This window comes from Thaumasiovibrio subtropicus (assembly GCF_019703835.1).
GTDB lineage: Bacteria > Pseudomonadota > Gammaproteobacteria > Enterobacterales > Vibrionaceae > Thaumasiovibrio > Thaumasiovibrio subtropicus.
Genome location: NZ_AP023054.1, coordinates 1,681,951 through 1,704,980 on the forward strand (window position 1 = coordinate 1,681,951; position 23,030 = coordinate 1,704,980).

General features: G+C 45.8%; 25 protein-coding genes. 14 read left to right on the forward strand and 11 right to left on the reverse strand.

The genetic code is table 11. The features are described 5' to 3' along the window. Positions 1–15: 15 nt before the first annotated feature. Positions 16–564, reverse strand: coding sequence for a TRAP transporter small permease subunit (locus TSUB_RS07540; RefSeq protein ID WP_087017755.1), 549 nt, complete (start codon positions 562–564; stop codon positions 16–18). 57 nt (positions 565–621) lie between these two features. Beyond that, positions 622–1,689, reverse strand: coding sequence for a TRAP transporter substrate-binding protein (locus TSUB_RS07545; protein WP_087017753.1), 1,068 nt, complete (start codon positions 1,687–1,689; stop codon positions 622–624). A 91-nt stretch (positions 1,690–1,780) separates the two neighbouring features. On the opposite strand from TSUB_RS07545, the gene TSUB_RS07550 reads away from it, so the two are divergent. The 5 genes from TSUB_RS07550 (at position 1,781) to TSUB_RS07570 (ending at position 6,641) form a co-directional block, all read left to right on the forward strand. Further along, positions 1,781–3,301: a cache domain-containing protein gene (locus TSUB_RS07550; protein WP_246616417.1), complete on the forward strand. Its 1,521-nt coding sequence runs from the start codon at positions 1,781–1,783 to the stop codon at positions 3,299–3,301. Beyond that, positions 3,298–3,930, forward strand: a complete 633-nt coding sequence (locus tag TSUB_RS07555) for a response regulator (protein WP_087017751.1) — start codon at positions 3,298–3,300, stop codon at positions 3,928–3,930. Before TSUB_RS07550 ends, TSUB_RS07555 begins: the two co-directional genes overlap by 4 nt. Before the next feature lie 18 nt (positions 3,931–3,948). Next, positions 3,949–5,142: an L-2-hydroxyglutarate oxidase gene (gene lhgO / locus TSUB_RS07560; protein ID WP_087017749.1), complete on the forward strand. Its 1,194-nt coding sequence runs from the start codon at positions 3,949–3,951 to the stop codon at positions 5,140–5,142. Between the two features lie 126 nt (positions 5,143–5,268). Next, positions 5,269–5,724, forward strand: a complete 456-nt coding sequence (locus TSUB_RS07565) for a YaiI/YqxD family protein (RefSeq protein ID WP_087017747.1) — start codon at positions 5,269–5,271, stop codon at positions 5,722–5,724. Between the two features lie 77 nt (positions 5,725–5,801). Beyond that, positions 5,802–6,641, forward strand: a complete 840-nt coding sequence (locus TSUB_RS07570) for a CvfB family protein (RefSeq protein WP_087017745.1) — start codon at positions 5,802–5,804, stop codon at positions 6,639–6,641. A gap of 79 nt (positions 6,642–6,720) precedes the next feature. On the opposite strand, the gene moeA is transcribed toward TSUB_RS07570, so the two are convergent. After that, positions 6,721–7,947, reverse strand: coding sequence for a molybdopterin molybdotransferase MoeA (moeA, locus tag TSUB_RS07575; RefSeq protein ID WP_087017743.1), 1,227 nt, complete (start codon positions 7,945–7,947; stop codon positions 6,721–6,723). Between the two features lie 145 nt (positions 7,948–8,092). On the opposite strand from moeA, the gene folE reads away from it, so the two are divergent. The 3 genes from folE (at position 8,093) to TSUB_RS07590 (ending at position 10,215) form a co-directional block, all read left to right on the forward strand. Further along, complete coding sequence (gene folE / locus TSUB_RS07580; RefSeq protein ID WP_087017741.1) at positions 8,093–8,746, forward strand: GTP cyclohydrolase I FolE; 654 nt, start codon at positions 8,093–8,095, stop codon at positions 8,744–8,746. A 116-nt stretch (positions 8,747–8,862) separates the two neighbouring features. Continuing rightward, the gene (gene pcp / locus TSUB_RS07585) at positions 8,863–9,501 is read left to right on the forward strand and encodes a pyroglutamyl-peptidase I (protein WP_087017739.1); all 639 of its coding nucleotides are present in this window, start codon (positions 8,863–8,865) and stop codon (positions 9,499–9,501) included. Between the two features lie 351 nt (positions 9,502–9,852). After that, on the forward strand, positions 9,853–10,215 hold the full coding sequence (locus tag TSUB_RS07590; protein ID WP_087017737.1) for a hypothetical protein: 363 nt from the start codon (positions 9,853–9,855) through the stop codon (positions 10,213–10,215). Positions 10,216–10,227: 12 nt separating this feature from the next. Here TSUB_RS07590 and TSUB_RS07595 read toward each other — a convergent pair whose 3' ends face one another. After that, positions 10,228–10,641: a SulA-like leucine-rich domain-containing protein gene (locus TSUB_RS07595; protein WP_087017735.1), complete on the reverse strand. Its 414-nt coding sequence runs from the start codon at positions 10,639–10,641 to the stop codon at positions 10,228–10,230. 229 nt (positions 10,642–10,870) lie between these two features. Between TSUB_RS07595 and TSUB_RS07600 the strand changes: the two genes are divergently transcribed. After that, positions 10,871–11,209 carry a hypothetical protein gene (locus tag TSUB_RS07600; protein WP_087017733.1) on the forward strand — a complete coding sequence of 113 codons (339 nt, stop codon included), beginning with the start codon at positions 10,871–10,873 and terminating at the stop codon, positions 11,207–11,209. A gap of 13 nt (positions 11,210–11,222) precedes the next feature. Beyond that, positions 11,223–11,861: a class I SAM-dependent methyltransferase gene (locus TSUB_RS07605; protein WP_087017731.1), complete on the forward strand. Its 639-nt coding sequence runs from the start codon at positions 11,223–11,225 to the stop codon at positions 11,859–11,861. 30 nt (positions 11,862–11,891) lie between these two features. Here TSUB_RS07605 and purT read toward each other — a convergent pair whose 3' ends face one another. After that, positions 11,892–13,067 (reverse strand): formate-dependent phosphoribosylglycinamide formyltransferase, encoded by a 1,176-nt coding sequence (gene purT, locus TSUB_RS07610; protein ID WP_087017729.1) that lies wholly within the window; start codon positions 13,065–13,067, stop codon positions 11,892–11,894. 331 nt (positions 13,068–13,398) lie between these two features. Between purT and TSUB_RS07615 the strand changes: the two genes are divergently transcribed. Then, entirely contained in the window at positions 13,399–13,788 is a 390-nt protein-coding gene (locus TSUB_RS07615) for a hypothetical protein (RefSeq protein ID WP_087017727.1), read from the forward strand. 82 nt (positions 13,789–13,870) lie between these two features. Here the strand turns inward: TSUB_RS07615 and cdd are convergent, their stop codons facing one another. The 4 genes from cdd to TSUB_RS07635 form a co-directional block, all read right to left on the reverse strand. Next, entirely contained in the window at positions 13,871–14,797 is a 927-nt protein-coding gene (cdd, locus tag TSUB_RS07620; RefSeq protein ID WP_087017725.1) for a cytidine deaminase, read from the reverse strand. A gap of 148 nt (positions 14,798–14,945) precedes the next feature. Then, a complete protein-coding gene (locus tag TSUB_RS07625) occupies positions 14,946–15,422 on the reverse strand; it encodes a helix-turn-helix domain-containing protein (RefSeq protein WP_087017723.1) in 477 nt (158 codons plus the stop codon). A gap of 132 nt (positions 15,423–15,554) precedes the next feature. Beyond that, on the reverse strand, positions 15,555–16,988 hold the full coding sequence (gene sbcB / locus TSUB_RS07630; RefSeq protein ID WP_087017721.1) for an exodeoxyribonuclease I: 1,434 nt from the start codon (positions 16,986–16,988) through the stop codon (positions 15,555–15,557). A 260-nt stretch (positions 16,989–17,248) separates the two neighbouring features. Beyond that, on the reverse strand, positions 17,249–17,458 hold the full coding sequence (locus TSUB_RS07635) for a cold-shock protein (RefSeq protein ID WP_087017719.1): 210 nt from the start codon (positions 17,456–17,458) through the stop codon (positions 17,249–17,251). A gap of 779 nt (positions 17,459–18,237) precedes the next feature. On the opposite strand from TSUB_RS07635, the gene TSUB_RS07640 reads away from it, so the two are divergent. The 3 genes from TSUB_RS07640 to TSUB_RS07650 all read left to right on the forward strand — a co-directional run bounded on the left by TSUB_RS07640 (position 18,238) and on the right by TSUB_RS07650 (position 20,640). Continuing rightward, a complete protein-coding gene (locus TSUB_RS07640) occupies positions 18,238–18,570 on the forward strand; it encodes a DUF496 family protein (RefSeq protein ID WP_087017718.1) in 333 nt (110 codons plus the stop codon). A gap of 310 nt (positions 18,571–18,880) precedes the next feature. Continuing rightward, entirely contained in the window at positions 18,881–20,188 is a 1,308-nt protein-coding gene (locus TSUB_RS07645; protein WP_246616418.1) for a MipA/OmpV family protein, read from the forward strand. Positions 20,189–20,313: 125 nt separating this feature from the next. Continuing rightward, positions 20,314–20,640, forward strand: coding sequence for a hypothetical protein (locus TSUB_RS07650; protein WP_246616419.1), 327 nt, complete (start codon positions 20,314–20,316; stop codon positions 20,638–20,640). Between the two features lie 6 nt (positions 20,641–20,646). Here TSUB_RS07650 and TSUB_RS07655 read toward each other — a convergent pair whose 3' ends face one another. Continuing rightward, complete coding sequence (locus tag TSUB_RS07655; protein WP_087017714.1) at positions 20,647–21,228, reverse strand: FMN-dependent NADH-azoreductase; 582 nt, start codon at positions 21,226–21,228, stop codon at positions 20,647–20,649. A 336-nt stretch (positions 21,229–21,564) separates the two neighbouring features. Next, positions 21,565–22,992 carry a 16S rRNA (cytosine(1407)-C(5))-methyltransferase RsmF gene (gene rsmF / locus TSUB_RS07660; RefSeq protein WP_087017712.1) on the reverse strand — a complete coding sequence of 476 codons (1,428 nt, stop codon included), beginning with the start codon at positions 22,990–22,992 and terminating at the stop codon, positions 21,565–21,567. Positions 22,993–23,030: the final 38 nt, after the last annotated feature.

The window sequence follows — 23,030 nt, forward strand, 5'->3', positions numbered from 1 at the left end:
TGTACGTTGGTAGAGTTATGAGCTCACATCAATGATGTTGCTCATTGTTGACTTTTTTCCTTGTAGCGCCGCCACTTCGCGAATCAACCTTGATAAGGTCGCTAACATTAGCAGGAAGAAACTGGCGGGAATGACTGACTTCACGAGCCAACGCCAAGGTAAGCCGGAGGGACTGTCAGAACTTTCATTCACTCGCCAAGCTTCATAAACAAACTCTAGAGAGTGATAGAAGACGACAAACATAAATGGCAGCATAAAAAATAAGATGCCAAAAATTTCGACAATGCTTTTCGTCTTGTCTGAAAAGCGATGGTAGAAGAGATCGACTCTAACATGGGTATTGGTGATTTGAGCGTAGGAGACGCCGAACATGACGCCGACAGCGTAAAGATGCCACTGTAGCTCTTCAAGGGCGATTAAGCCGTTGGCGAACCCTTTGCGCAAAACAACTTGCAAAATGATCACACCAATGAGCAGTAAATAGCCCAAAGAAAAGAGCTGTCCAGCGCGTCGAATGAGGGTGTCGATGGCATCGGCGATAAATAAAGAGTGAGACTTTGACATACGAAAACTCCCAGCGCTCCGCAAGATAGCGGAGCACTGTTTCCCTGTTAACCGTGGTTATTTTTGTGCTCTTGGTAAGAACGCGTTTGCTTCCCAGATATCGTAGTTAGCCCGGAACTGAGAGAGATCTGCCCATACCTTGGCGAAGAAAGGGTCAGCCTTTTTCTTCTCATCAACCACTTCCATCCACGTGGTTTCAAACAGGGTTAACATTTCATCGTTCCAGTAGCGGATTTCGACACCATCTTGTTGAGCACGTTTCATGACATCGAACTGCATTGCTTCACCTTCTGCAATGGAGTAAGTCATTGAAGCCATGCAGGTTGTCTCGACCGCTATCTGTTGAGCCTCATCCATGTCGTTCCAAGTGTCTTTGTTGATCAAGAGTTCAAAGACGGTTGCTTGCTGGTGCCAACCGGGAAAATAGTTGTATTTGACAATCTTATGGAAACCTAGGCGTTGGTCTATGGCTGGCTGAGAGAATTCGGTGGCATCAATGGCCCCTTTTTCAAGCGCGCCAAAGATTTCGCCTCCGGGCAGTTGCACAGTGCCTACGCCAAGTTTTTCCATGACAGACGCGCCAAGTCCAAAGAAGCGCATGTTCAGGCCTTTGAGATCCTCGGGTTTTTCAATCGGCTTTTTAAACCACCCCGATGTTTCTGGCGATATGATCGCACAAGGTAATACTTTGACGTTGAAACCACCTTGGTCATACATCTCCTGATAGAGGCTCAAGCCGTTACCGAAATAGAGCCAAGCCATGTATTCACCCGCTTCTGGGCCAAAGGGTACCGCCGAGAAAATCGCGGCTGCAGGCAGCTTACCTTGCCAATAACCTGCGGTTGCATAGCCAGAATTGACCTTGCCGCTCGAAACTGCGTCTAAAATTTCAGGGGGACTCACAAGTTTGCCGGGCTCGTAGACTTTCATCCGAATAGTGCCGCCTGATGTGGCTTCAATACGTTCTGAGTACCATTTGATGGGTGTGCCAAGGGCGGGCAGATGTGTACCGAAGGCAATGGGTGTTTTTAATAGGATTTTTTTTGCGGCTATCGCTGGCGTTGCTGCGACGAGGCTGGTCGCGACAAGAGCAGAAATACTTAATTTTGTGAGACAAAGTTTCATGGTAAGTCCCTTTTCACGTTGAGCGGATTAAATAGAGATAGGTAACAATTTGTTAACAAGAACAGCTTAGCTGCGAAAAAGGTGAACTACTATGAGTAACAACGCGGCACTTGGCTGCGTAGTTTTCGAGTTGACGTACGTAGTAATACGTACCAACCCGCATGCCATGGTCGGTGAGAAAAGCGTTCAAAAAGGAGTTGGTATGCTTATCGCTGGAATCAATAGGATCTCAATTCGGTGGAAAGTGGTGCTGCTGTCTATCGTGCCATTGATGCTGGTGAGTATGCTTTCTTTTGTGATCGTGTTTAAACAAGCGTCTGAGTTGGCAGAGGATGAGGTGAATATCCTCCGAACCAGTGTGATAGAGTCCAAAAAGAGAGAGCTGGTGCAGTATATAGAACTCGCCCTCGCGTCGATTCGGCCTATTTACGATAAGGCCAGTGTCGATGATGAACTGGCACAAAAAGAGGTGAAAGCCATCTTACATCAAATGATCTACGGTGAAGACGGCTACTTCTTTGTTTACACTTGGGATGGAACCAGCCTCGTGTTGCCGTATCAACCGGATGTGATTGGACAAAACTTGTGGGATGTTGAAGACATTAATGGCACAAAGCTACTGCAAGACCTTATTCACGTTGGCCGCAATGGCGGCGGTTTCGTCAACTACCACTGGCATAAGCCGTCACGTGAGACGCCCGTACATAAGATAAGCTATGCGGTGAGCCTAGATAAATGGCAATGGATGCTGGGCACCGGGGTGTATGTTGATGACATTGAGAACGAAATAGCACAAATCTACTTTCAGTTTAATGAAAGAATTAAAAAAGCCGCGGTTTTACTCTGCGTGATTTTGCTGGTGGCAATCTCCCTGATAGCCAGTTTCGGTGCGACGATAAATATCAGTGAACGTCGTGTTGCTGACGATAAGCTCAAGCTGCTCAACCGGCGAATCATTGAATCGCAAGAGTCTGAACGGGAACGGGTATCTCGCGATCTCCATGACGGTATAAACCAAATTCTCGCGTCGGTGAAATACCGACTTGAAATGGCGCTATGCAGTTCTCGATTGGAAGAGATGCAGACCGTTGTGCAACATGCTCAGGTCAACATTGATAATGCAATTAACGAGGTGCGTCGTATTTCAAGAGACTTGCGCCCGGTAACGTTAAATGATCTGGGGTTAATTGCTGCGTTGGATAGTCTCGTTGAGGAAGTACGGCATCGCAGTGAGCTGGAGATTACGTTTGAGCATGATATCGATGCTGTGCAATTGTCGAAAGAAACCGAGCTTGCACTATATCGGGTTGCGCAAGAAGCCTTACTGAATATTGAAAAACACGCCTTTGCTTCTGCTGTTGACATGATTATACAACAAGAGGCTGACCTACTTTTGATGACAGTGGCCGATGACGGCATTGGACTCGCGGGATTTACCGCTCAGACTCGACAAACAGGCAGTGGGTTGGGACTCAGAAATATGCGAGAACGGATAGAAAATCTCGGTGGTGCCGTGCAAATACGTGCTTACGCGGGTGAGGGAACTGAAATTCGTTTAAGTCTACCTCTTGCGCGTTTGCAAGAGAGAGCGACTAAAAGGAAACCAGCATGATTCGAGTTGTTTTAGCCGATGACCATTTACTCGTAAAAGAGGGGCTAGAAGCACGCTTAGCACATCAAGCTAACATTGATGTGGTTGCTTCCGTGAGTAATGGTGCTGCCGCACTGAAAGAAGTCGAGCGATTAGCCCCTGACATTTTGATTACGGATATCAATATGCCGAAGATGAGTGGCATCGAGGTCCTGAATGCGCTTTCTGGCAGTGCAACGAAAGTGATTATGTTATCCATGCATGATCATCAAGAGTACATTGTGAACGCGATGCAGATGGGAGCAAGGGGATATGTACTCAAAGATGTGCCTTCCAAAGAGTTAATTACTGCCATAGAGACGGTGTATCAAGGTGGTACACATTTTTGTTCTGGTGTCTCAGAGCGTTTATTTAATTCAATGACGGAGATGTCAGCAAAAGGGGAAGATGGGCTTACTGACCGCGAAAAAGATGTTCTACTTCAAATTGCGCAGGGTGAATGTAACAAGTCCATTGCGAAAATATTGAATATTAGCGTCAGAACTGTTGAAACCCATCGGTTGAGAATAAAAAAGAAACTCGGCGTCACATCCACTGCAGGACTGGTGCGGTATGCTATGGATCAAGGATGGCTAGTGGCCAAAGAATGATGTTGAAAGGGGGCGAGATTGGATAAAACCGCTGATGTATTGGTCGTAGGCGCTGGGATTGTTGGCTTAGCAACGGCGCGCGAGATTCAGGTTCAATTTCCCACTCTTTCTGTGATTGTCGTTGATGCAGAAAAGGGCCCCGCAATGCACCAGACAGGGCACAATAGCGGTGTGATTCATGCTGGTGTCTACTACAAACCGGGAAGCAAAAAAGCGGCGTTCTGCAAACAGGGCAATCACGAGATTAAAACCTATTGTGACGAGAAATCTATCCCGCACTTCGAATGTGGAAAGCTCTTAGTTGCCACCAACGAAGAAGAGTATAGTCGTTTGGATGGGTTGGCCGATCGTGCGGTGGAAAACGGTATCAAAATAGAGTGCTTAAACAATCGTGACTTGCACCACTTTGAACCCAATGTCGTGGGTGAGGGCGCGATCTTTGTACCAAGCACGGGTATCGTCAATTATGCGACCATCGCGGAATCACTCGCGGAAGACATTTTGGCAGCAGGTGGCGCAATTTACTACGGACAGCCACTACAAACAGTGACAGAGACAGAAACAGGCGTGGAATGCCAGTGCGGTACGTTATCGATTTCAGCTGGGAAATTAGTCGCTTGTGTCGGGATTAATGCGGATAAAGTAGTGACTATGCTCGGTGGTACCCCTGATTTTCAAATGGTCCCTTTTCGGGGAGAATACTACCGGTTACCAGAACGGCACCGTCAGATAGTGCGTCATCTTATTTACCCTGTTCCAGATCCTAACCTGCCTTTTCTAGGCGTGCATTTAACCAGAATGATTAATGGTGATGTTACCGTCGGCCCAAATGCTGTGGTTAATTTCTCTCGAGATGGTTATGCACGTTGGGCGTTCAGTTTTAGTGACAGCTTGGAAATGTTTGGTTATAAGGGGTTTCAGCACCTCATCAAGAAACACTGGCAAATGGCGCTGCAAGAGCTGCGAAATAGCATGTGGAAACGGGGCTACCTTGATCAAGTGCGTAAATACTGCCCTGATGTGACGCTCGACGATTTAGAACCGCACCCTGCCGGTATTCGAGCGCAAGCGGTTGGGCCACAAGGTGAGCTTATCGATGACTTTCTATTTCACCATACTGAGCATAGTGTGGTTGTGTGCAATGCACCGTCGCCAGCAGCGACCTCTTGTTTTCCTATCGCCCGACATATTGTTAGTAAACTCAGCCTATAGCGGGACGACACTCACCGCCTAATTCAGGGTACATACTCAAGCATCTTGAGGGGGGGAGTATCATGGGCGGCAATTGCGTGAGGGGCAATGCTAAGTATACAATGGCATTTTTTCTGAGGGCTCTACATGGCTGTCACTATCTGGGTCGATGCCGACGCATGCCCAAACCCAGTTAAAGCTATCCTTTTCCGCGCTGCTGAGCGTAAAAAAGTCTCACTTGTGCTTATCGCCAATCATCATCTTTCTGTGCCTCCTTCGCCATTTATACGAGCGGAACGGGTTGCTGCGGGGTTTGATGTCGCGGACGACACCATTGTTGAACGCTTGAGTGTAGGGGATTTGGTGATCACTGCGGATATCCCGTTGGCAAATGATGTGTTGGAGCGAAAAGGGTTTGTCATCACGCCTAGAGGTGAAGTGATGGACATGTCTAACATACGTCAGCGTCTCCAAATGCGTGATTTTATGGAGACTATGCGCAGCAGTGGAGTGCAAACGGGTGGGCCAGCCGCCTTTAGCCAAGCTGACAAAATGGCCTTTGGGAATCAGCTCGATCGCTGGTTGCAAAAAAACTGCCGTTAGTCAGACAACTTACCTGACTTTGCTGCTGGGTTTACGTATAATCCGCCGTCTTGCGAGTTTAGATAGAGAATAACAACATGATTAAAATTGGTCGGTATAACCGCCTTCGCGTTAACAAACTGGTTGATTTTGGCCTGTTCCTCGATGGTGGCGAAGATTTCGGTAATATTCTATTGCCAAGGAAGTACGCGCCGATTGATGCTGAAATCGGTGATGACCTAGACGTGTTTCTCTATTTCGACTCTGAAGATGAAATTATCGCCACGACTCAGGAACCTTTGGCGCAAGTGGGCGAGTTCGCACTGCTTAAGGTCGTTGGTGTGAACGCGATCGGCGCTTTTCTTGATTGGGGCTTGGATAAAGATCTTTTAGTGCCCTTCAGCGAACAACGTTGCCGACTACAAGAAGGCAAATCAACGCTAGTACGTGTGTATACTGACCGAGCGAGTGGGCGTATTGTCGGCACCACTAAGTTCAACAAGTTTCTCGATCAATCACCCGCAAAATACAAGCGTGGAGAGCAGGTAGAGATCCAGATAGCCGAGATCACCGACTTAGGCTATAAAGCCATTATCGACCATCAGCATTGGGGGTTGATCTTCAAGACGGAGTCGTTTGGTAAGTTGTTTATTGGCAAACGCCTTAAAGCCTTCGTGAAGAATGTTCGCCCAGATGGCAAAATTGATCTTTCGCTTCAAAAACTTGGCCGCGGCAAAGTTGATGATTTGGCAGATAAAGTCTTGACGTCACTAGAGCGCAAAGGGGGATATATCCCTCTTTCTGATAAGTCATCGCCAGAGGCGATCTTTCAGGAGTTTCGTACCAGCAAAGCGACATTCAAGAAAACCATTGGTGGCTTGTACAAACAAGGCCTGATTGTGATTGAACGTGAAGGGATCCGCCTTAACGATAAGTAATCGAGACGTTGCATTCAAATACTGAAATGCCGCCTGAATAGGGCGGCATTTTTTATTCTTTCATATTCGGGAATAGCGATTAATTTAGGATAGCATCAAAGGGTTCAATTGTGACGGTGTCACCCACTTCCACATTGTCTCGCTCCCTCTCTATGACAACAAAACAGTTTGCTGCTGCCATCGAGCTAAACGCATTGCTGCCTTGATGTCCCGTTGAGCGCACCGTGATAACACCATTGTTGATTTCATAAATACCACGTTGGAAATCAAGGCGACCAGGGCGTTTTCTGAACGCGCCCTCCGCAATGGCAGGCAGTCTCAGTGGCTCAAAGGGCTTCGATTCACCACCAAGCTTGCTGATTAATGGGCGAACGAGTTCAGCAAAGGTGACAAGCGCAGAAACGGGGTTGCCCGGTAACCCGCAAAAATAGCTGTTATTGATGGTACCAAAAGCGAACGGTTTACCCGGTTTAATGGCGAGTTTCCAAAAACCAATTTCGCCAATTTCCTCAAGTACCTGCTTAGTATAATCCGCATCACCGACGCTGACTCCCCCTGAGGTGATGACAATATCAGCTTGCGCAGCAGCATCTTTAAACGCGCGCTCAATTGCTTCTGGGCTGTCTTCTACTATGCCAAGGTCGAGTCCTTCACAGCCTGTTTTCTCAATGAGTGCTGAGAGTGTGTAGCGATTTGAGTCGTAGATTTCACCGAACTCTAGGGGGGCACCAAGCGGTTTTAACTCATCACCGGTAGAAAAATAGGCGATGCGAGGACGGCGGTAGACGCTGACTTTATCGACGCCAATGCTTGCTAGCAACGGGATATGTCGCGCGGATAGCAGGGTCCCTTTTTCGACAACAGTCGCACCATTGATAAGGTCACTGCCTGCATGACGTACATTGTTCCCTTTGGGCTGAACAACCGTCAGGGTGATGGTCTCGTCTAGCCGTTCTACCTGTTCTTGCATGACAACGGTATCGACATTGGACGGCATCGCTGCCCCTGTCATGATCCGTACACATTCCCCCGGTTTTACGTCACCAGTAAATGGGTGGCCCGCCATCGCTGTTCCAATGAGGGTGAAGGTCGTGAGTGCCTCGTTATGAGCAAAGGCATATCCATCCATGGCGGAGTTGTCGAAGGCAGGCACATTGACGGGGGAGAGAATGTCTTCTGCAATGACATGGTCGAGTGCGTCATTCAATGTACATTGAAAGTGTTCGTTGAGTGGGGAAACCTTGTCTAACAATGAAGTTAGGGCCTGTTCGACACTAATAAGGTCGGGTGTTGAGCATGCGTCCATGGACATTTCCTTTGATTATATAACCGCATTAAATAGCAGGTGTAATTTGGCTGTAATGCAGGTATGCTTCGTCATTATTTTTTAGGTCATTTTGGCCTGAATGAGTGGTACTGGCAATGGTGCACTTAACGCATTGGGAGGTAAAATGCCAGAATTGAGTGAATCGGCAAGAAAAGTGAAGGACGCGCTTGCGGCACGTGGACTCGAAACGCCGATGACCGAAGTCAACGTTGATCGTGAAGAGAAGAAGCAGCGCATTGAGCATCACATGTCTGAAATTCTGCAACTGCTCTCACTGGATCTGACGGATGATAGTCTAACAGAGACGCCGAGCCGAATTGCAAAAATGTACGTTGATGAGGTTTTCTCTGGCCTCGATTACAAGAACTTTCCAAAAATCACCTTGATTGAAAACAAGATGAAGTGTGACGAAATGGTTCGTGTACAAGACATCACTTTGACGAGTACTTGTGAACACCATCTTGTCACCATCGATGGTAAAGCGACAGTCGCGTACATTCCTCGCGGTAAGATTATTGGTTTGTCGAAGATTAATCGTATTGTGCGCTTTTTTGCCCAGCGACCACAAGTCCAAGAGCGATTAACTCAGCAGGTTTTAGTTGCCTTGCAGACACTACTTGAAAGTGATGATGTTGCGGTAAGCATTGATGCAACCCACTACTGTGTGAAGGCACGCGGTGTGTTAGACGCGACCAGCTCGACAACCACCACCGCCCTCGGTGGTTTGTTTAAGAAAAGCTCAATGACTCGCGCTGAGTTTCTTAACGGTATTCGATAATTGCTGACTGTGAACAGTAAGCGCCTCTCGAGGCGCTTTTTTTGTCTCTTAGGTTAATGGAAAGCGTTGGTCGCTTGTAAAGTAACCGCAAGCATCAGATTAAGAAGGATGAATCGTTGAAAACTGTGCTGATAACAGGGTTTGAGCCCTTTGGCGGTAGTGAAACAAACCCAGCCTTGGAGGCTGTAAAGCAACTTGACGGCCGACAACTGAAAGGGGGCAGGATTGTTGCGTGCTCCGTGCCTGTTGTAAGGTACAGATCGGCGGAGTTGGTGGTATCAGCCATTGAAAAATATCGGCCTGATGTCGTGATCACGGTTGGGCAAGCTGCCGGTAGAGCGGCGATGACACCTGAGCGAATCGCAATCAATATTGATGATTACCGGATAGCAGACAATGAGGGAAATCAAGTCGTTGATGAGCCAGTCATTGCTGAAGGTCCGGCGGCCTATTTTTCAACATTGCCTATCAAAGCGATAACGCAGGCGCTCAATAATCAGGGCATTCTTGCGGAGGTCTCCAATACCGCCGGTACCTTTGTTTGCAATCACCTCTTTTATGCGATTCAGCACTACTTAGCATCCACACAGGTCCGCCATGGATTCGTCCATATCCCGTTATTGCCTGAGCAGGTGACTGATTCAACATTACCGTCAATGCCACTGGAAGAGATCGTGAGAGGGTTAATGATAGCGGCACAAACCTGCCTTGACGTTATACTCGATATTGCTCAGTCTGCTGGTGTTGAGTGCTAGTATCAGCTAGGCAAGGGAATTTAATAGAGTTGTCAATTAAGATGAATATTGCTCATGCCATGTAAACATGGGTATGGTAATGTAATTTAGTTTTTTAGGAGATGTTTCCAGCTTGATCTTATTTTCTCGATTTGAGCGTTTATCTGTTGCGACTGAGCCTAGATTCAGATAGTAATAGGGGATAGAACATGCCCTGTGACTATAAAACAGCGAAATTTGACATGATTAAACGTGTAGATTTGGTTGATAATGTCAGGGAGTATGTTGAATTAAAAGTAGCGACAGGCCATGTAGCGCCAATAAAAAGTCGCCAGTCTAGCCATTCGAGAAGTAATAGAGTTCAGGTATATCATGGAAGATAAAAACACACCTGTATGTCAGTTCAACTATGAGCAGTTTCTATCGCACGCTTTGCAAAATAAAGTCGATTTTAGCGATGTTATTCGTGAATTGTTCACCACAAACCAAGACCCAGATTTTTATACTGGAGCAATGCATTCACTATCGATCTCCTACAGTGATACAGACAATATTGTTCGGTTGATAAAAGTGGCGCAGCGTCACGGTATCTATAATCTGGATGTTATTCTTCCTTATGCTTTAGAAGAAAGACAAATTCAAATCATCCAAGACGAGTGTCAATGCCGAGTCGAAAATAAAGTAGATTATCAAGATAAATTAATCGTGACACTTTATGACAAAACACAGGCATAAGTTTGTTAAAACTTAGTGAACGGCGCGTTGAGAAAAGTTCACTTTTAATAGCGGCTGACTCTCACAGACTTGGCTGACGTCGGCTAAATTAACATTGCAAATAACGGCAGCATAGTGGCTATGCTTTGCTGCTTCTTCTATAAATTGCTGCGCTTGATGTGGGTTTTTAGGACGCGCTACCCGAATCTTACGGACATCAACGCCAGCCGCCTTCAATACTTTTCTGTCAACAACACTATCACCGCCGATAAAAAGCAACCATTTATCTTGCTGACTTAAGCTTTTAAGTGTTTTCAATAACATGGCAAAACCAAAGCTACCTTTATCCTGTACATCAAATTGCAAACCTGCCGTTGATCTTGTTTTGAACGACGAAGCGTCTGTGAAGTAACGGTTGTGAAGGGTGTTGAAATTGATCTGTTCCATATCTGCTCCAAACTGTTTTGATGTACAGTACTGTTGTTACATACAGTAGTTCTTGTGTTGGGAAAGATCAACCCCTTTTTGAGTAAAATTGCAGCACCTCGGTTGTGAGTAACAAATTGACACACGGTTGTTTGCAAATTGTTACATTGTGAGGCCGATATCAGATTGTTTTCAAAAATGAAGTATTATTATCGTAAGATAATTTTTCAGATGGAATGATGAGATAGAGATGAAAACAATACTGCTACCAGACCTCGTGACTGCCCGACGAAGAAAACAGGTGTCTGACATTCGGGTTGAGCAGATTGAAGGTGTCTTTTACATCGTTGCAGAACATCGCTTTGACGGTGAGGTTAAGAGCTTGAGTAGCTTCAAGACTGAGCAAGATGCACGCCGTGCTTGGGAAATCGTTGCGCAAGGCCCTTATTCTGCAGCCGAGATTTCTCTCTCTTTAGCCCATACTCGATTTGAAAAAGAGCACCATAACAGCGAATATACGACGCTGGCTTCAGATAAGCCTATTCATGGTTGGTTCTATGAAGCACCGAAAAACCCACTAAAGGCGTAAGAGAAGTAAAACGTTGGATCATGAATTTTGGCATGCACGTTGGGCAGAGAATCGGATTGGATTCCACCAACAAGCTGTTCACCCTTTATTGATAAAGTATTGGCCTCACTTAACACCCAGTTCCGATGAACGTGTCATTATCCCACTTTGCGGCAAGTCATTGGATATCGATTGGCTATGCGCAAGGCATCAGCAAGTCGTGGGCGTTGAACTCAGTGATATTGCTGTTAATGCGTTCTTTTCTGAGCAGATGCTTATTCCTACGATGACCCAGTTATCACCCCGTCATCGTATCTACTCGCTTGATGAATTGACGATTCATCAGACCGATTTCTTTATGTTTCGAAACGATGCACCGTTTGAACTGGCCTATGATAGGGCTGGGTTGATTGCCTTAGCGCCTGAACAACGCCAAAGGTATGTCGATCATCTGATGTCTATGTTAGTGGCTGGTGGGCGTTTGTTGTTGATTAACATCGTCCCCAAAGTTGGCTGTGAGCCTCAGCGTGAAGGGCCGCCGTTCTTTATTAGTGATGAAGACATTGTTCAGCTGTTTTCTGAGCATGATTGCCAGTGCTTAGAGACCTTTGTCACGGATGATGAAGACAGGTTTGATGAGCGCGTTTGGTTGATACAAAAAAAGGAGCAATAGGCTCCTTTTTACTATGCACGTGGTTTTTCGCTAGTAGTGAACTTTGATTGCATTAGCGGCGGTAACAGCATCATTAATTGCTGTCTCACAATCCTGACGACGAGTCAGTGCCACACCGAGGCGGCGCTCTCCATTGATATCTGGCTTTCCAAACAAGCGTACTTGCGTCAACGGCATTGCCAATGCGTTCTCTAGACCGCTAAATTGGATCGCATTGGATGTGCCGTTGCCAAGCACGACAGCGGATGCCGATGCGCCAAGTTGGCAAATACCACCGATAGGCTGCCCCGTAAATGCTCTTACGTGAAGTGCAAACTCAGATTGGTCTTGCGAGATCATCGTGACCATGCCTGTATCATGAGGGCGTGGAGAGACTTCACTGAAAATAACCTCATCACCTTTAATAAACAGCTCTACACCGAACAGACCATACCCACCAAGGGCATTCACGACTTTCTCAGCCATCGCTTCAGCGGCCTTCAATGCACTGTCTGTCATTGCTTGCGGTTGCCATGACTCGCGGTAGTCACCCCCTTCTTGACGGTGTCCGATAGGTGCGCAAAAGTGTACGCCATCCACTGCACGTACTGTTAATAATGTAATCTCATAATCGAAGTCGACGAAGCCTTCAACAATGACCCGTCCGGCACCTGCTCGGCCACCTTCTTGCGCATATTGCCATGCTGACTCAATATCGGCTTCGGTTCGAATAACACTTTGGCCTTTACCGGACGAGCTCATGATTGGTTTGACGACACAAGGCATACCAACGCGTGTAATCGCTTGCTTGAAGTGTTCAAACTCGCTCGCGAATTCATAAGGTGAAGTCGGGATCTCAAGCGTTTCTGCGGCTAAGCGGCGAATACCTTCACGGTTCATGGTTAACTTAGTTGCGTTGGCGGTCGGTACAACATTCAGGCCTTGTTGTTCTAGTTCAACCAGTTTATCCGTCGCGATTGCTTCAATTTCAGGCACGATGTAGTGCGGCTTCTCTCTATCGATGATGGCTTGTAACGCATCACCGTCTAGCATGTTTATGGCGTAGCTACGATGTGCTACGTGCATGGCAGGTGCATTTTCATAGCGATCAACTGCAATAACTTCCAGGCCGAGTCGCTGGCATTCGATAGCGACTTCTTTACCTAGCTCACCTGAGCCTAAAAGTAATACGCGTGTTGCATTAGGAGTGAGTGCCGTTCCAAACATAACGGGATACCTTCTGAATAGAGAAAATAGTGTGGCGATAATACCGAATAACCAGCAGAAGGCAAACGTTTGCGCCTTGGTGGTAGTAAATTATTTCAGCCATTAACATCGTGATGACTAAGTCATCAATATTGTCAGATGTTTGTCATCGTTCTCCTATAGGGGAAGACGTTCTAATGTGGCTCTGTTACCGTCGGCGTTTTCCAATAAGGGCTGAGAAAAAACAAGTTTTCAATGCGGTATAAACGAAGGTGATGCCGAAAGAAATTATTGTTCAGTTTATAAAGAAGCAGCCATTATTTTTCCTATCTATAAGTGAGTTGTTAATTTAATGAGAAAGATGTTATTCAGAGCAGCGCTTTGCCATTTGTTGTTATGGACGAATATAGCAACTGCGAGCACAGGGGTCGGTATATTTGTTGGACAACCTTATTGGGGAGTAGAGGCTAAGTTTGACTCTTTACGTGTGAACGTAAGTTTAGATGAGCAGTTTGGCTTTGGGGTCAATAAACTGTTTCCGGTAAGTAATACCCCGATGTACCTGTTTGTGGGAGGACATTATGTTGATCGACGCCATGATGAAATTGCCTTAGCACCAGGCATTGGTGCGAGCATGACATCTGCACCAATGACATTTTATGTTGATCTCTCTCCCAGCTTATATTTGGACAGCATGGCAATTGATTGGGAGGCAAAGTTAGGATTTAGGGTCAATTTTTAACGAGAAAAAACGAAATAGGCTGCAGTATGCAGCCTAATCTTTTACAGTTTCGTTTCTCAGTCGTTATCTTGAGTGAACGAATTTAAGCGCAGGCACCTTGAGTCTTTCTTGAAACCTCTGCCGTGACGACAACATACTCAAAACTGATGTCCGGATTGATTTGCTCGAGGAGTGCTTGGCATTCGGCAAGATAGGAGATGGTGCTGCCTTTCACTTCAGCCAGACAAGCTTCCTGAATGTTGGTGATCTTTTCACCCGCCATGTTTAACTGAATGAGCGCGACTTGAATTGCGGGCAGGCTAGGGTTGAATGCTGCGTTTTCCGCATACATGCCGTGGAAAATATCGCCGCTTGTCACTTTCAATGCCACACCTGAGTGACTATGGGTGTAGGGTGCGTAAGACTTCGCTGCCGACTCTACAGCTTGGCGAATTAATGCTGAACCGCTGTTGTAGTTCACCTTTAGAGTTGAAGCATCCATAAGTCCCTCAGGTTGGTCGAGATCCTTTGGTCCAAAACTATCAGGTAAAAACTGATGCAATGTTTGTGGCTTGTGATCGGGCAGTTGAACAACCAAGGTTTCAGCGTTTGATAGCTCGTTCATGAATTGGCGACAGTGGCCGCAAGGGCTGTAATTTATGGTGACGTTACGAATGCCTTTTTCGCCACGAGACCATGCGTGCGTGATAGCCGACTGCTCTGCGTGAACGGTATTGGCGATGCCGACATTATGAAACTCCATGTTTGCACCAAAATAGATGTTGCCACTGAGTGCTTCGACAATTGCGCCGACGTAGAAGTTGGAGAGTGGCGCAACAGAGTAGCTTGCCGCGAGCGGTAAAAGCGAGAGCTTAAGCTGTGTGTCATCTAATTCAGATACGGATTGAAGTCGTAGCCATTGCTCTGCAGTAAAGCTGGCTTTGAAGCTGTTTTTCGGAAATTCCTGTTCGAAAAACACCTGTATGCTGTCAGGTAATTTGTGTAGCGCTGTTAAAAATTCTGCATTCATGTCAGACATCCTTTATTGAGTGAGTGCAGTTTAAGGCGTTTTAATACGCCATTAAGTGATCACGATCACTCTTTAATGATGTATCCGATTACATGTTACATTGAAACTGCGTTTTGCGAAGTGTCTCCAGATATGAATATACGATTGGTTAAATAATCAGCAATAGAATAAACGCCATGACTATTTTCGATGATTTAGGCCCTCGTCGTGAGCGACGTAACTTGCTATCTAGTGGGTTTGTCACCGCGGGTAGCGTGCTTTCTTTTGTGGCAGAGATCTTTGGCGCGGGGTTACTTGTGTGGCGGTCTGACGGGGAAATCCGGTAACCAAAATCTTCGATGTGGTGGATTTGGAGGTCACCAAATTGGCCTAGCTTTGCATTGATACGCGCGATAAGCGCGGAAATTGGAATGATTTTCCCCTCGATATGAATCGCCAAAAGCGTATTCGTTAGAATGCTGTAGGAAATCACTTCACCGCCGTTGTAACACAGAATGTCGAGTAAATGTGCTTCTTGTCGCGTGAGCGGCGTGACAACGCCATTGTCCCATACCAACTGCATGGCATCGAACTCAAAGCGTACGCCGCTGAATTGATAACATTTATTAAGTGTGGAAATGGTCATATCTACTGCCTTCAAGTCATGACAACACCGCTCCCTTTAGTATAGGTGTGGTGAAGGAATGCAGCAGGAAAAAACGCCAACCTGCGAAGGTTGACGCTGTGATTGCAAATAATTATTTTTAATAACAGAAGGTTAAGACGCTATGCTCTCAACGTATCGATAGACTTGCTCTAGAATTTTCATTTTAGAGGTATCGTGTTCGTGCTCCAGCGCTAAGTTCTCGAGATTGAGCATATACTGTGGGAGTTGAGCTTCAAATAACTCTCTGCGATGTAATGCCCAGCGCTTTTGTTCGTGCTCATCGAGTGTCATTGGATAATGACGCGCTCGGTACTGAAAGATGAGTGGCGCGATCCGCAAATCTTCGACGTTGAGTGGCATATCGATAAGTTTTTCAGGCGCAGTTTGGCGAATGATATCGAGCGTTGACTTATCTGACGATGAGAAAAAGCCATCATAGAGCGTGGCGTCGGGCGATGGTGGCTTACTACTCTTAAATTCAGGCTCATCGGCATAGAGTTTCAGGATTTTTTCACGAATGCTTGGACTGTTTTTTAATCGCTGTAAGTTGTCAAGGCAGTATTGTCGGTCAATACCGATGCGGGCGGCGTCTTCCGCCGTCAGGGTTTTCGCTGGAGCAACCACAGGACATTTGTTCACATGAATGAGTTTGAGCGGAACGGGCAGTTCGCCTTCACAAAGATCGCTATGCTTTGTATAAAGGCGAGTTCTCAAGTCATCCGCATCAAGGTCAAAGAGTGGTGAGAGATCTTTGGCGAGATTCACTGTGATCACAGCGTTATTGTTTGTTGGGTGCCAAGCGATAGGCACCATCCAGCTGGTGTTACTGCACTCATTGCCTAGCATGCCTGAAATGTGTACGACGGGCGTCATATTGACCGGGTCGAGGAGTGCTTGAACTTTTTTCTTGTTCCGCAGTTCAAAAAGGAAGTTAAAAAGCTTGGGTTGTGCGTGTTTTACGCGTTTCGCCATCTCAATCGTGGCGATGACATCGGCCATGGCGTCATGGGCATTCTCGTGTTCAATACCGTTTGCCACTGAGAGGTTTTCTAACTTGAAACTGACTTGGCCAGTATTGTCGTCAATCGGCCACTCAATGCCTTCTGGTCTTAATGCAAAACAGGTGCGCAGTACATCGAGCAAGTCCCAGCGAGAGTTTCGGTTTTGCCAAGCCCAAGCGTAGGGGTCATAGAAATTGCGATAAAGCAGATGGCGTGTCACTTCATCATCAAAGCGGATATTATTGTAACCCACAACACAGGTATTCGGTTTGCTGATTTCATCATGAATAGCGCGAATAAATTCTGGTTCGCTTAGCCCTTTTGCTTTTGCTAACTGCGGCGTGATCCCGGTTATTAAGCAAGCTTCTGGAGCGGGGAGGTAGTCATCTGTTGGCTGGCAATAAATGACAAGAGGATCGCCGATAATGTTGAAATCCATGTCTGTACGTACACCAGCGAATTGACAGGCTCTATCTCTAGCGGGATCGGTGCCAAACGTTTCGTAATCTAACCAATAAAAGGTGGCTTGTTGAGTATCATTCATAATCTTACCAGGTGATACTTGGCTTATGGTAGGGTGACTCGCGATTCACGCAATATCTAGCCTATAACCAAGTGACCTTTGAAATCTATCGCAAAAGAGTATCTGCTTATTGTAACGGGTTCTGTTCCGAGAGGACGACAACTATTTACCGCTTTGCGAGGGTTTGTTTTAAGGAATGACGATGTTGTGAACAGCCAAACGGCATGGCAACAAAAAAAGGAGCCCGAGGGCTCCTTTCTGAAAACTGGATGTCAGTAGAATTAGATCTTTTCTACGTTCGCAGCTTGAAGGCCTTTTTGACCTTGCTCTTTATCAAAGGCAACCTTTTGGCCTTCAGCTAGGGTTTTGAATCCGTCACCAGAGATTGCACGGAAGTGAACAAAAACGTCGCCTTCGCCATTGTCCTGAGTGATGAAACCAAATCCTTTTTCTTCGTTAAACCATTTAACGGTGCCTGTTGCTTTAGACATGTTGTCTCCTGAATTACAAATCTACAAATCACGCGATGTGCTACGCCAACGCTTTAACCGAATGCGTCGCAGAGTGGACAATAGAAAAGATTCTTCAGGTTCTAGCTCTAGCAAGAGGTACTGTAAACAGAAAACTTTGCATATTGTAACAATCTAGCTCAGCATCGAGCTACATAGGGCATATTAGGTGGTGAAATCAAGATAGGCAACATAATTTCTTGAAAGCGTGATAGAAATTGTGAAAAAGCCCCCACGCATACAACTTCTTACAGGATTTTCTCGTTTAGAATGCGTTGACTCACGTCTAAATCAAGCTTTTATCCCTCTGAATAGTAAAGAGTTAATGCTACTTATACCTTTGTAACAAGTCTGCTGTGGTTGTTTTTCTGATACTTTAGTTGTTTAAACTTTATATGTGTTAAAAATTAACTAATCAAACTGTCGTTTTGACTTTTAGTTGCCTTGGTTAGAGATAATGACTGGTTTGTGAGCTTCGTATTCTTAATTTCTAAATTGTCAATTGCGATGGTGGGCTAGGTGCAATTTTTGGGTTATGTTGTGTTTTTCGATTGTTCAGCAATGAATGACTAATCTGAATTGTATTATCGAATATTGATGCAATATTAGGCGACTACTGAAGCATATCATCGAAGTGTCATTAACTTTCGGTTTACTGGACGCCGTCAGTGAAAACTTATTGATAGCTAGGATGTGAATCTGAGCGATTTTTTGATATAAACGAAGTAATTCTTATCAAAGGTTTACCGAAGGAACAAACTATGAACAATTTACTGGATTTCGTGAGAAAAACGCGTCGTAAGAATAAACTGAAGCGCGAAATCTTGGATAACGATCGTAAAATCCGCGACAACCGTAAGCGTGTTGAGCTTCTTGAGAACCTATTGGAGTACATCAAACCAACAATGTCTGTTGAAGATGTACAAGTGATTATTGAGAATATGAAGGGTGACTACGAAGATCGCGTAGATGATCACATCATTATTAGCGCAGAGCTTTCAAAAGAGCGCCGTGAGATCAGCAAAGCCATCAAAGAGTTCAAACGTCATGACCTCGTTGAGATGAAAAAACAGCAAGATCAGCTAGAAGGTTAATTCATTCACTGATCAGATTAGGGCGCCGATGGCGCCTTTTTTGTTCTTAACGTCCCCGAATTTGATTTGCAAATCCTGAATTATCAACACGCTTGAGTAGTCATATTGACTAGCAAAAGTGGGGCTTAGCGATAAGCGCCGGATTCGTCATTCTGACAGTGATAAAAAGAGCATGCATTTGTAATGAAATCCTATACATAATGACTTACATAGGCGATCGCAGTTTTGTGATTCGGTTTACAGATTGAATGCGACTCATGCTAGACTGCAGCTCGTTTTGTTTTCTGTTACATCAATTGGGCGTTCTACTGTGTCATCTCGTTTCATACTCGCATCACTGCTCGCGCTAGGAAGCGCACCCGTTCTGGCAAACACCACTGATCAGGTTGAAGAAGTTACTGTTGAATCTCATGAAGAGTGGGGTGTCGCGGCGGGATTTCGGGTCGCCTCTATCCCGTTTGATACGGCAGATAGCTATGTGACTAGCTTTATCCCTATGGTGTTCTACCGTAATGATTGGTTAGAAATCAATGGCACTGAAGGCCACATTACGGCTTGGAAAGATGACAGTGTTGAACTCAACGCGCTGTTAAGAATGCGTTTTATTGACTTGCCTAAAAGCCTGCAAAATGCGGCGGGTGGAGACACAGCGGATGCAGGTGTGCAATTGCGTTACGGCTTATCAGAGCAATGGCATGTCAATTTAGAGGCGATGTGGGATCTTCACTCACGTATGCACAGTAACTTGACCCTGCAAGGTGATATTTATACCGGCGACTGGCAAATTATGCCTAACATCGGCCTTCGCCATAAAACACGTAAATTTTCTGAGCACTATTTTGGCGGTATCGGAGATAGTCTGTCGAGTGGCTTTGATGTAACGGCTGGTGTTGATGTTCGCTATCATGTCTATTCAAACCTCTACCTGCTTGGTGGTGCACAGCTCACTTATTTGGATAGTTCAGTGCAAAATAGCTCGATTATCGATAGCGATTTTCAATCTGAAGTATTCTTAGGGTTCGGTATTTTCAATAACCCAGCAGAGCGTGGCAAAGCCTTGGATATGAAGTCGTACTGGCGTGCGTCTTACGGCTTTGCAACCCCTTCAAATATGGGCGATATCTTAGCTGGAAATTGGGAAAGTGATCCTGATGATAACCGTATGAGCTCCCTTTTCTATGGGCATCCAATCGCTGACAATCTGTTTGGCTATCCATTGGATCTCTATTTTAGCCCTGGCTTAGCTTGGCATCACAAGAACGATGAGCAAGCGACAGGCCTTGAATATGTGCTTTCCATTAAAGCGTACAAAACATTCACGTGGCCTGTTCGATGGCGCTTGGGTGTCGGGGAAGGTCTGTCTTACGTCAACAAGATCACCCAAGTTGAACAGAAAGAGATGGACGAAAAAGGGTATAAGCCGAGTAAGTTGCTTAACTACATTGATTTGTCACTTGATGTGAATGTGGGTGATGTGTTTAACAAGCCGAGCTGGGATCACGTTTGGTTTGGTTACAGTATGCATCATCGCTCGGCAATTTTTGAAAGTGCCTCGCAGTTTGGCCGTATCAAAGGTGGTAGTAACTACAATACACTTTACCTGCAGTGGGATTTTTAGACGTGTTCTGATTTTGTTGTAGAAAATACAGCAAGATCTTACAAAGATTAACGGGCTAAATGGTTGATCAATTGTCTATTTGTTATAGGCTAATGACAATCGTCGAATATTAAGGAGATATGCACGTGTATCGATTTGGATTGCTAGCAGTGTGTCTAGCGTTAGTGGGATGTGCAAAAAGTGTAGATCAGCGCGCTGATGAATATTTAGATGTCAGTTATCAACTCTGCGCTGCGAATGTAAAAGCCTACTCTCACAGCGACGACGGTAAAATTCGTATCATCTGTGAAGATGACAGCTTCTTCTTGGTAAAAGATGAAAAGACATTAGAGATGATGCATGAGTTGAATGGCGCTTATTGTACAGGGCAGGGCTTTAAAGTCTTCCATGACCGTAAGAGCTACTATACCTTTACTTGCAGCAACGAGCGCCAGTTTAATATTCCTAAGTAAGCTGAATTAGCTTCCTGTTAGCGCTGCTTTAGCTTGGGAGAGATGTTCATTGGCAATGTCTTCTCCCATGCTGAGTCCTTCCGCATAAATGAATTCCACCTCTTCTATGCCAACAAACCCAAGTACAGTCTTCAAGTAGGGGACCAGGTTGTCTGTTTCTTTGTCTTGGTGAAGGCCACCGCGAGTCGTGATAACTTTGGCTTTTTTGCCCTTCAATAAACCTTGTGGGCCGTTTTCAGTGTACTGGAATGTGACACCAGCGCGTGCAATAAGATCAACCCAGAGTTTTAGTTGCGTTGGGACACTGAAGTTATACATAGGCGCACCAATGACCAACAGATCGCTGACTTTTATCTCTGTAATGAGCTGATCACTCAATGCCAGTAGCTGTTCTTGCTCTTCACTAAGCGCTTTGCCACTAAACGCAGCGAGGACATTTGCGTCTAAGAGCGGTAGTGGATTTGCGACAAGATCACGTTCAATCAATGAGATGTTATTACCTTGTTGTTCCACCCAATGCTCGATCAGTTTTGCTGATGAAGAATGTGGTCCTAAGATACTACTTTTTAATACTAATACATTGGTCATGGTTAACTCCTTGGTGACTGAGAGTAAGCATATCGAAGTTTTTCCGTACCGAAAAGCGAAAGAAGGTGTGCAAGTTGTTCGAATTATTTGAATGATTTATCACTGAGGGCGGTGTATCACGCGGGCCTATCGCTGATGCTTGGGAATGGAAATTGTGAGCAAAAAAATAGCCCGAAACGACTCCTGTCTCGGGCTTAGGGGAATGGCTCCTAAGAGCCTTGCGCTAATTGTGATTGCTTAATAATTCTAACTATAGTGCAAAGATGACAAATTGCCATTAATGATAAAAGTCGCAATAGTTCTTTTTTCACTTCGCGCTGATAAGGCAACAAGGGGTCAATCTTTAAATAGGTTTGTATCGCGTACCTGATCGCGAGGTAACCCATTTTTAATTCGGTTCCCCACCCATTTACCAAGGCCAATATGCATCGACTTATAGCTCACGATGACTTCGCCTGTTCCTGAGAGTCCATCGGGGCGGATGTCTCTGCCCATGAACCACGCTTGAGCATCTTCCGCATTGAGATAAATGGTTTCTTTATCCGTTAACGAGGCAAGCGCCATGATGCCTTCATGCTGCCAACGCACGCCTTTCTTGTGGCTCTCAGCGAGTTTCACCCCAATACGTTGGTAACGAACTTGGGTAATGATAGGGGTTATCGCGTCGGGAAACATCCACACTTCTTTATCTCTCTGCCATAGCGAGAACTGATCGGGTAGCGTAATACCGAGGTCTTTGCTGAGCTGTGACGTTATCGCATCGGCCTGCTTCACTTCAATGCGCGAGAATGGGAACTTACCTTTTTTGGACTTGGTTTTAGGTAGGTCGACGGCATGGTTCTTCTTGAATCTAGCAACGAAAAAGCCTTCTGTATCATAGATATGGGGATAGACATGAAGATATCCCTCAGGCGTGGCTGTTTGGGACGCGCCGTCAAATAAATCACTCAGCGATTCAATGGTGACAGCGTCACCAAATGTATCGCAAAGGTGTTGGCAAACCGATTGGTTTTCATGGTGATTCAGCGTACACGTTGAATAGACAAGGGTACCGCCGGGTTTAAGGGCAAAGAATGCACTTTCAATCAAGCCTTTTTGGATCTCCGCTATCTCTAGCGTTGACGCGACGCTCCAGTTCTTCATGGCCGCTTCATCTTTCCTCATTGCTCCTTCACCAGAGCAAGGCGCATCAAGCAAGATTGAGTCGAACGTTTCAGGTAGCCATTCGCCGAAAATTTTCGCATCGAAGTGCGTTAACGCAACGTTGGCAATGCCACAACGCTGCACGTTAGCGGCGAGGACCTTTAATCGACTGGCGGCATATTCATTGGCAACTAGGATGCCTTGCTGTTGCATCGCACTCGCCAGTTGCGTGGTTTTCGAGCCCGGCGCTGATGCCATATCAAGCACAGCGTCAAGGTTAGGGTTATTCGCGAGTAGTGCATTAACAGGTAACATTGAACTTGCTTCTTGAATGTAGAACCAACCTGCCAGATGCTCTGCACTATTCCCTAAGGGCGTTGTTGACTCGTCGCCCTCAAACCAAAACCCTTCTTTACACCAAGGAATAGGGATGAGATGCCAGTCTTTTTCTGCTGCCCGCTCGAGGAAGGCGTCTACTGATGTTTTGAGTGTATTCACGCGAAGGCTCTTTCGTAGCGGGCGTTTGCAGGCTTCGAGTACCTCTTCTAACGCGACTCCCTCAGGCAATGTAGATTGGAGCGTTTCGATGTAGTCAGCAGGAATATAGATATTGTTGTGCACAGTTAAGACTCGGCGGGAAAGAATGGCGCGAGTTTAGC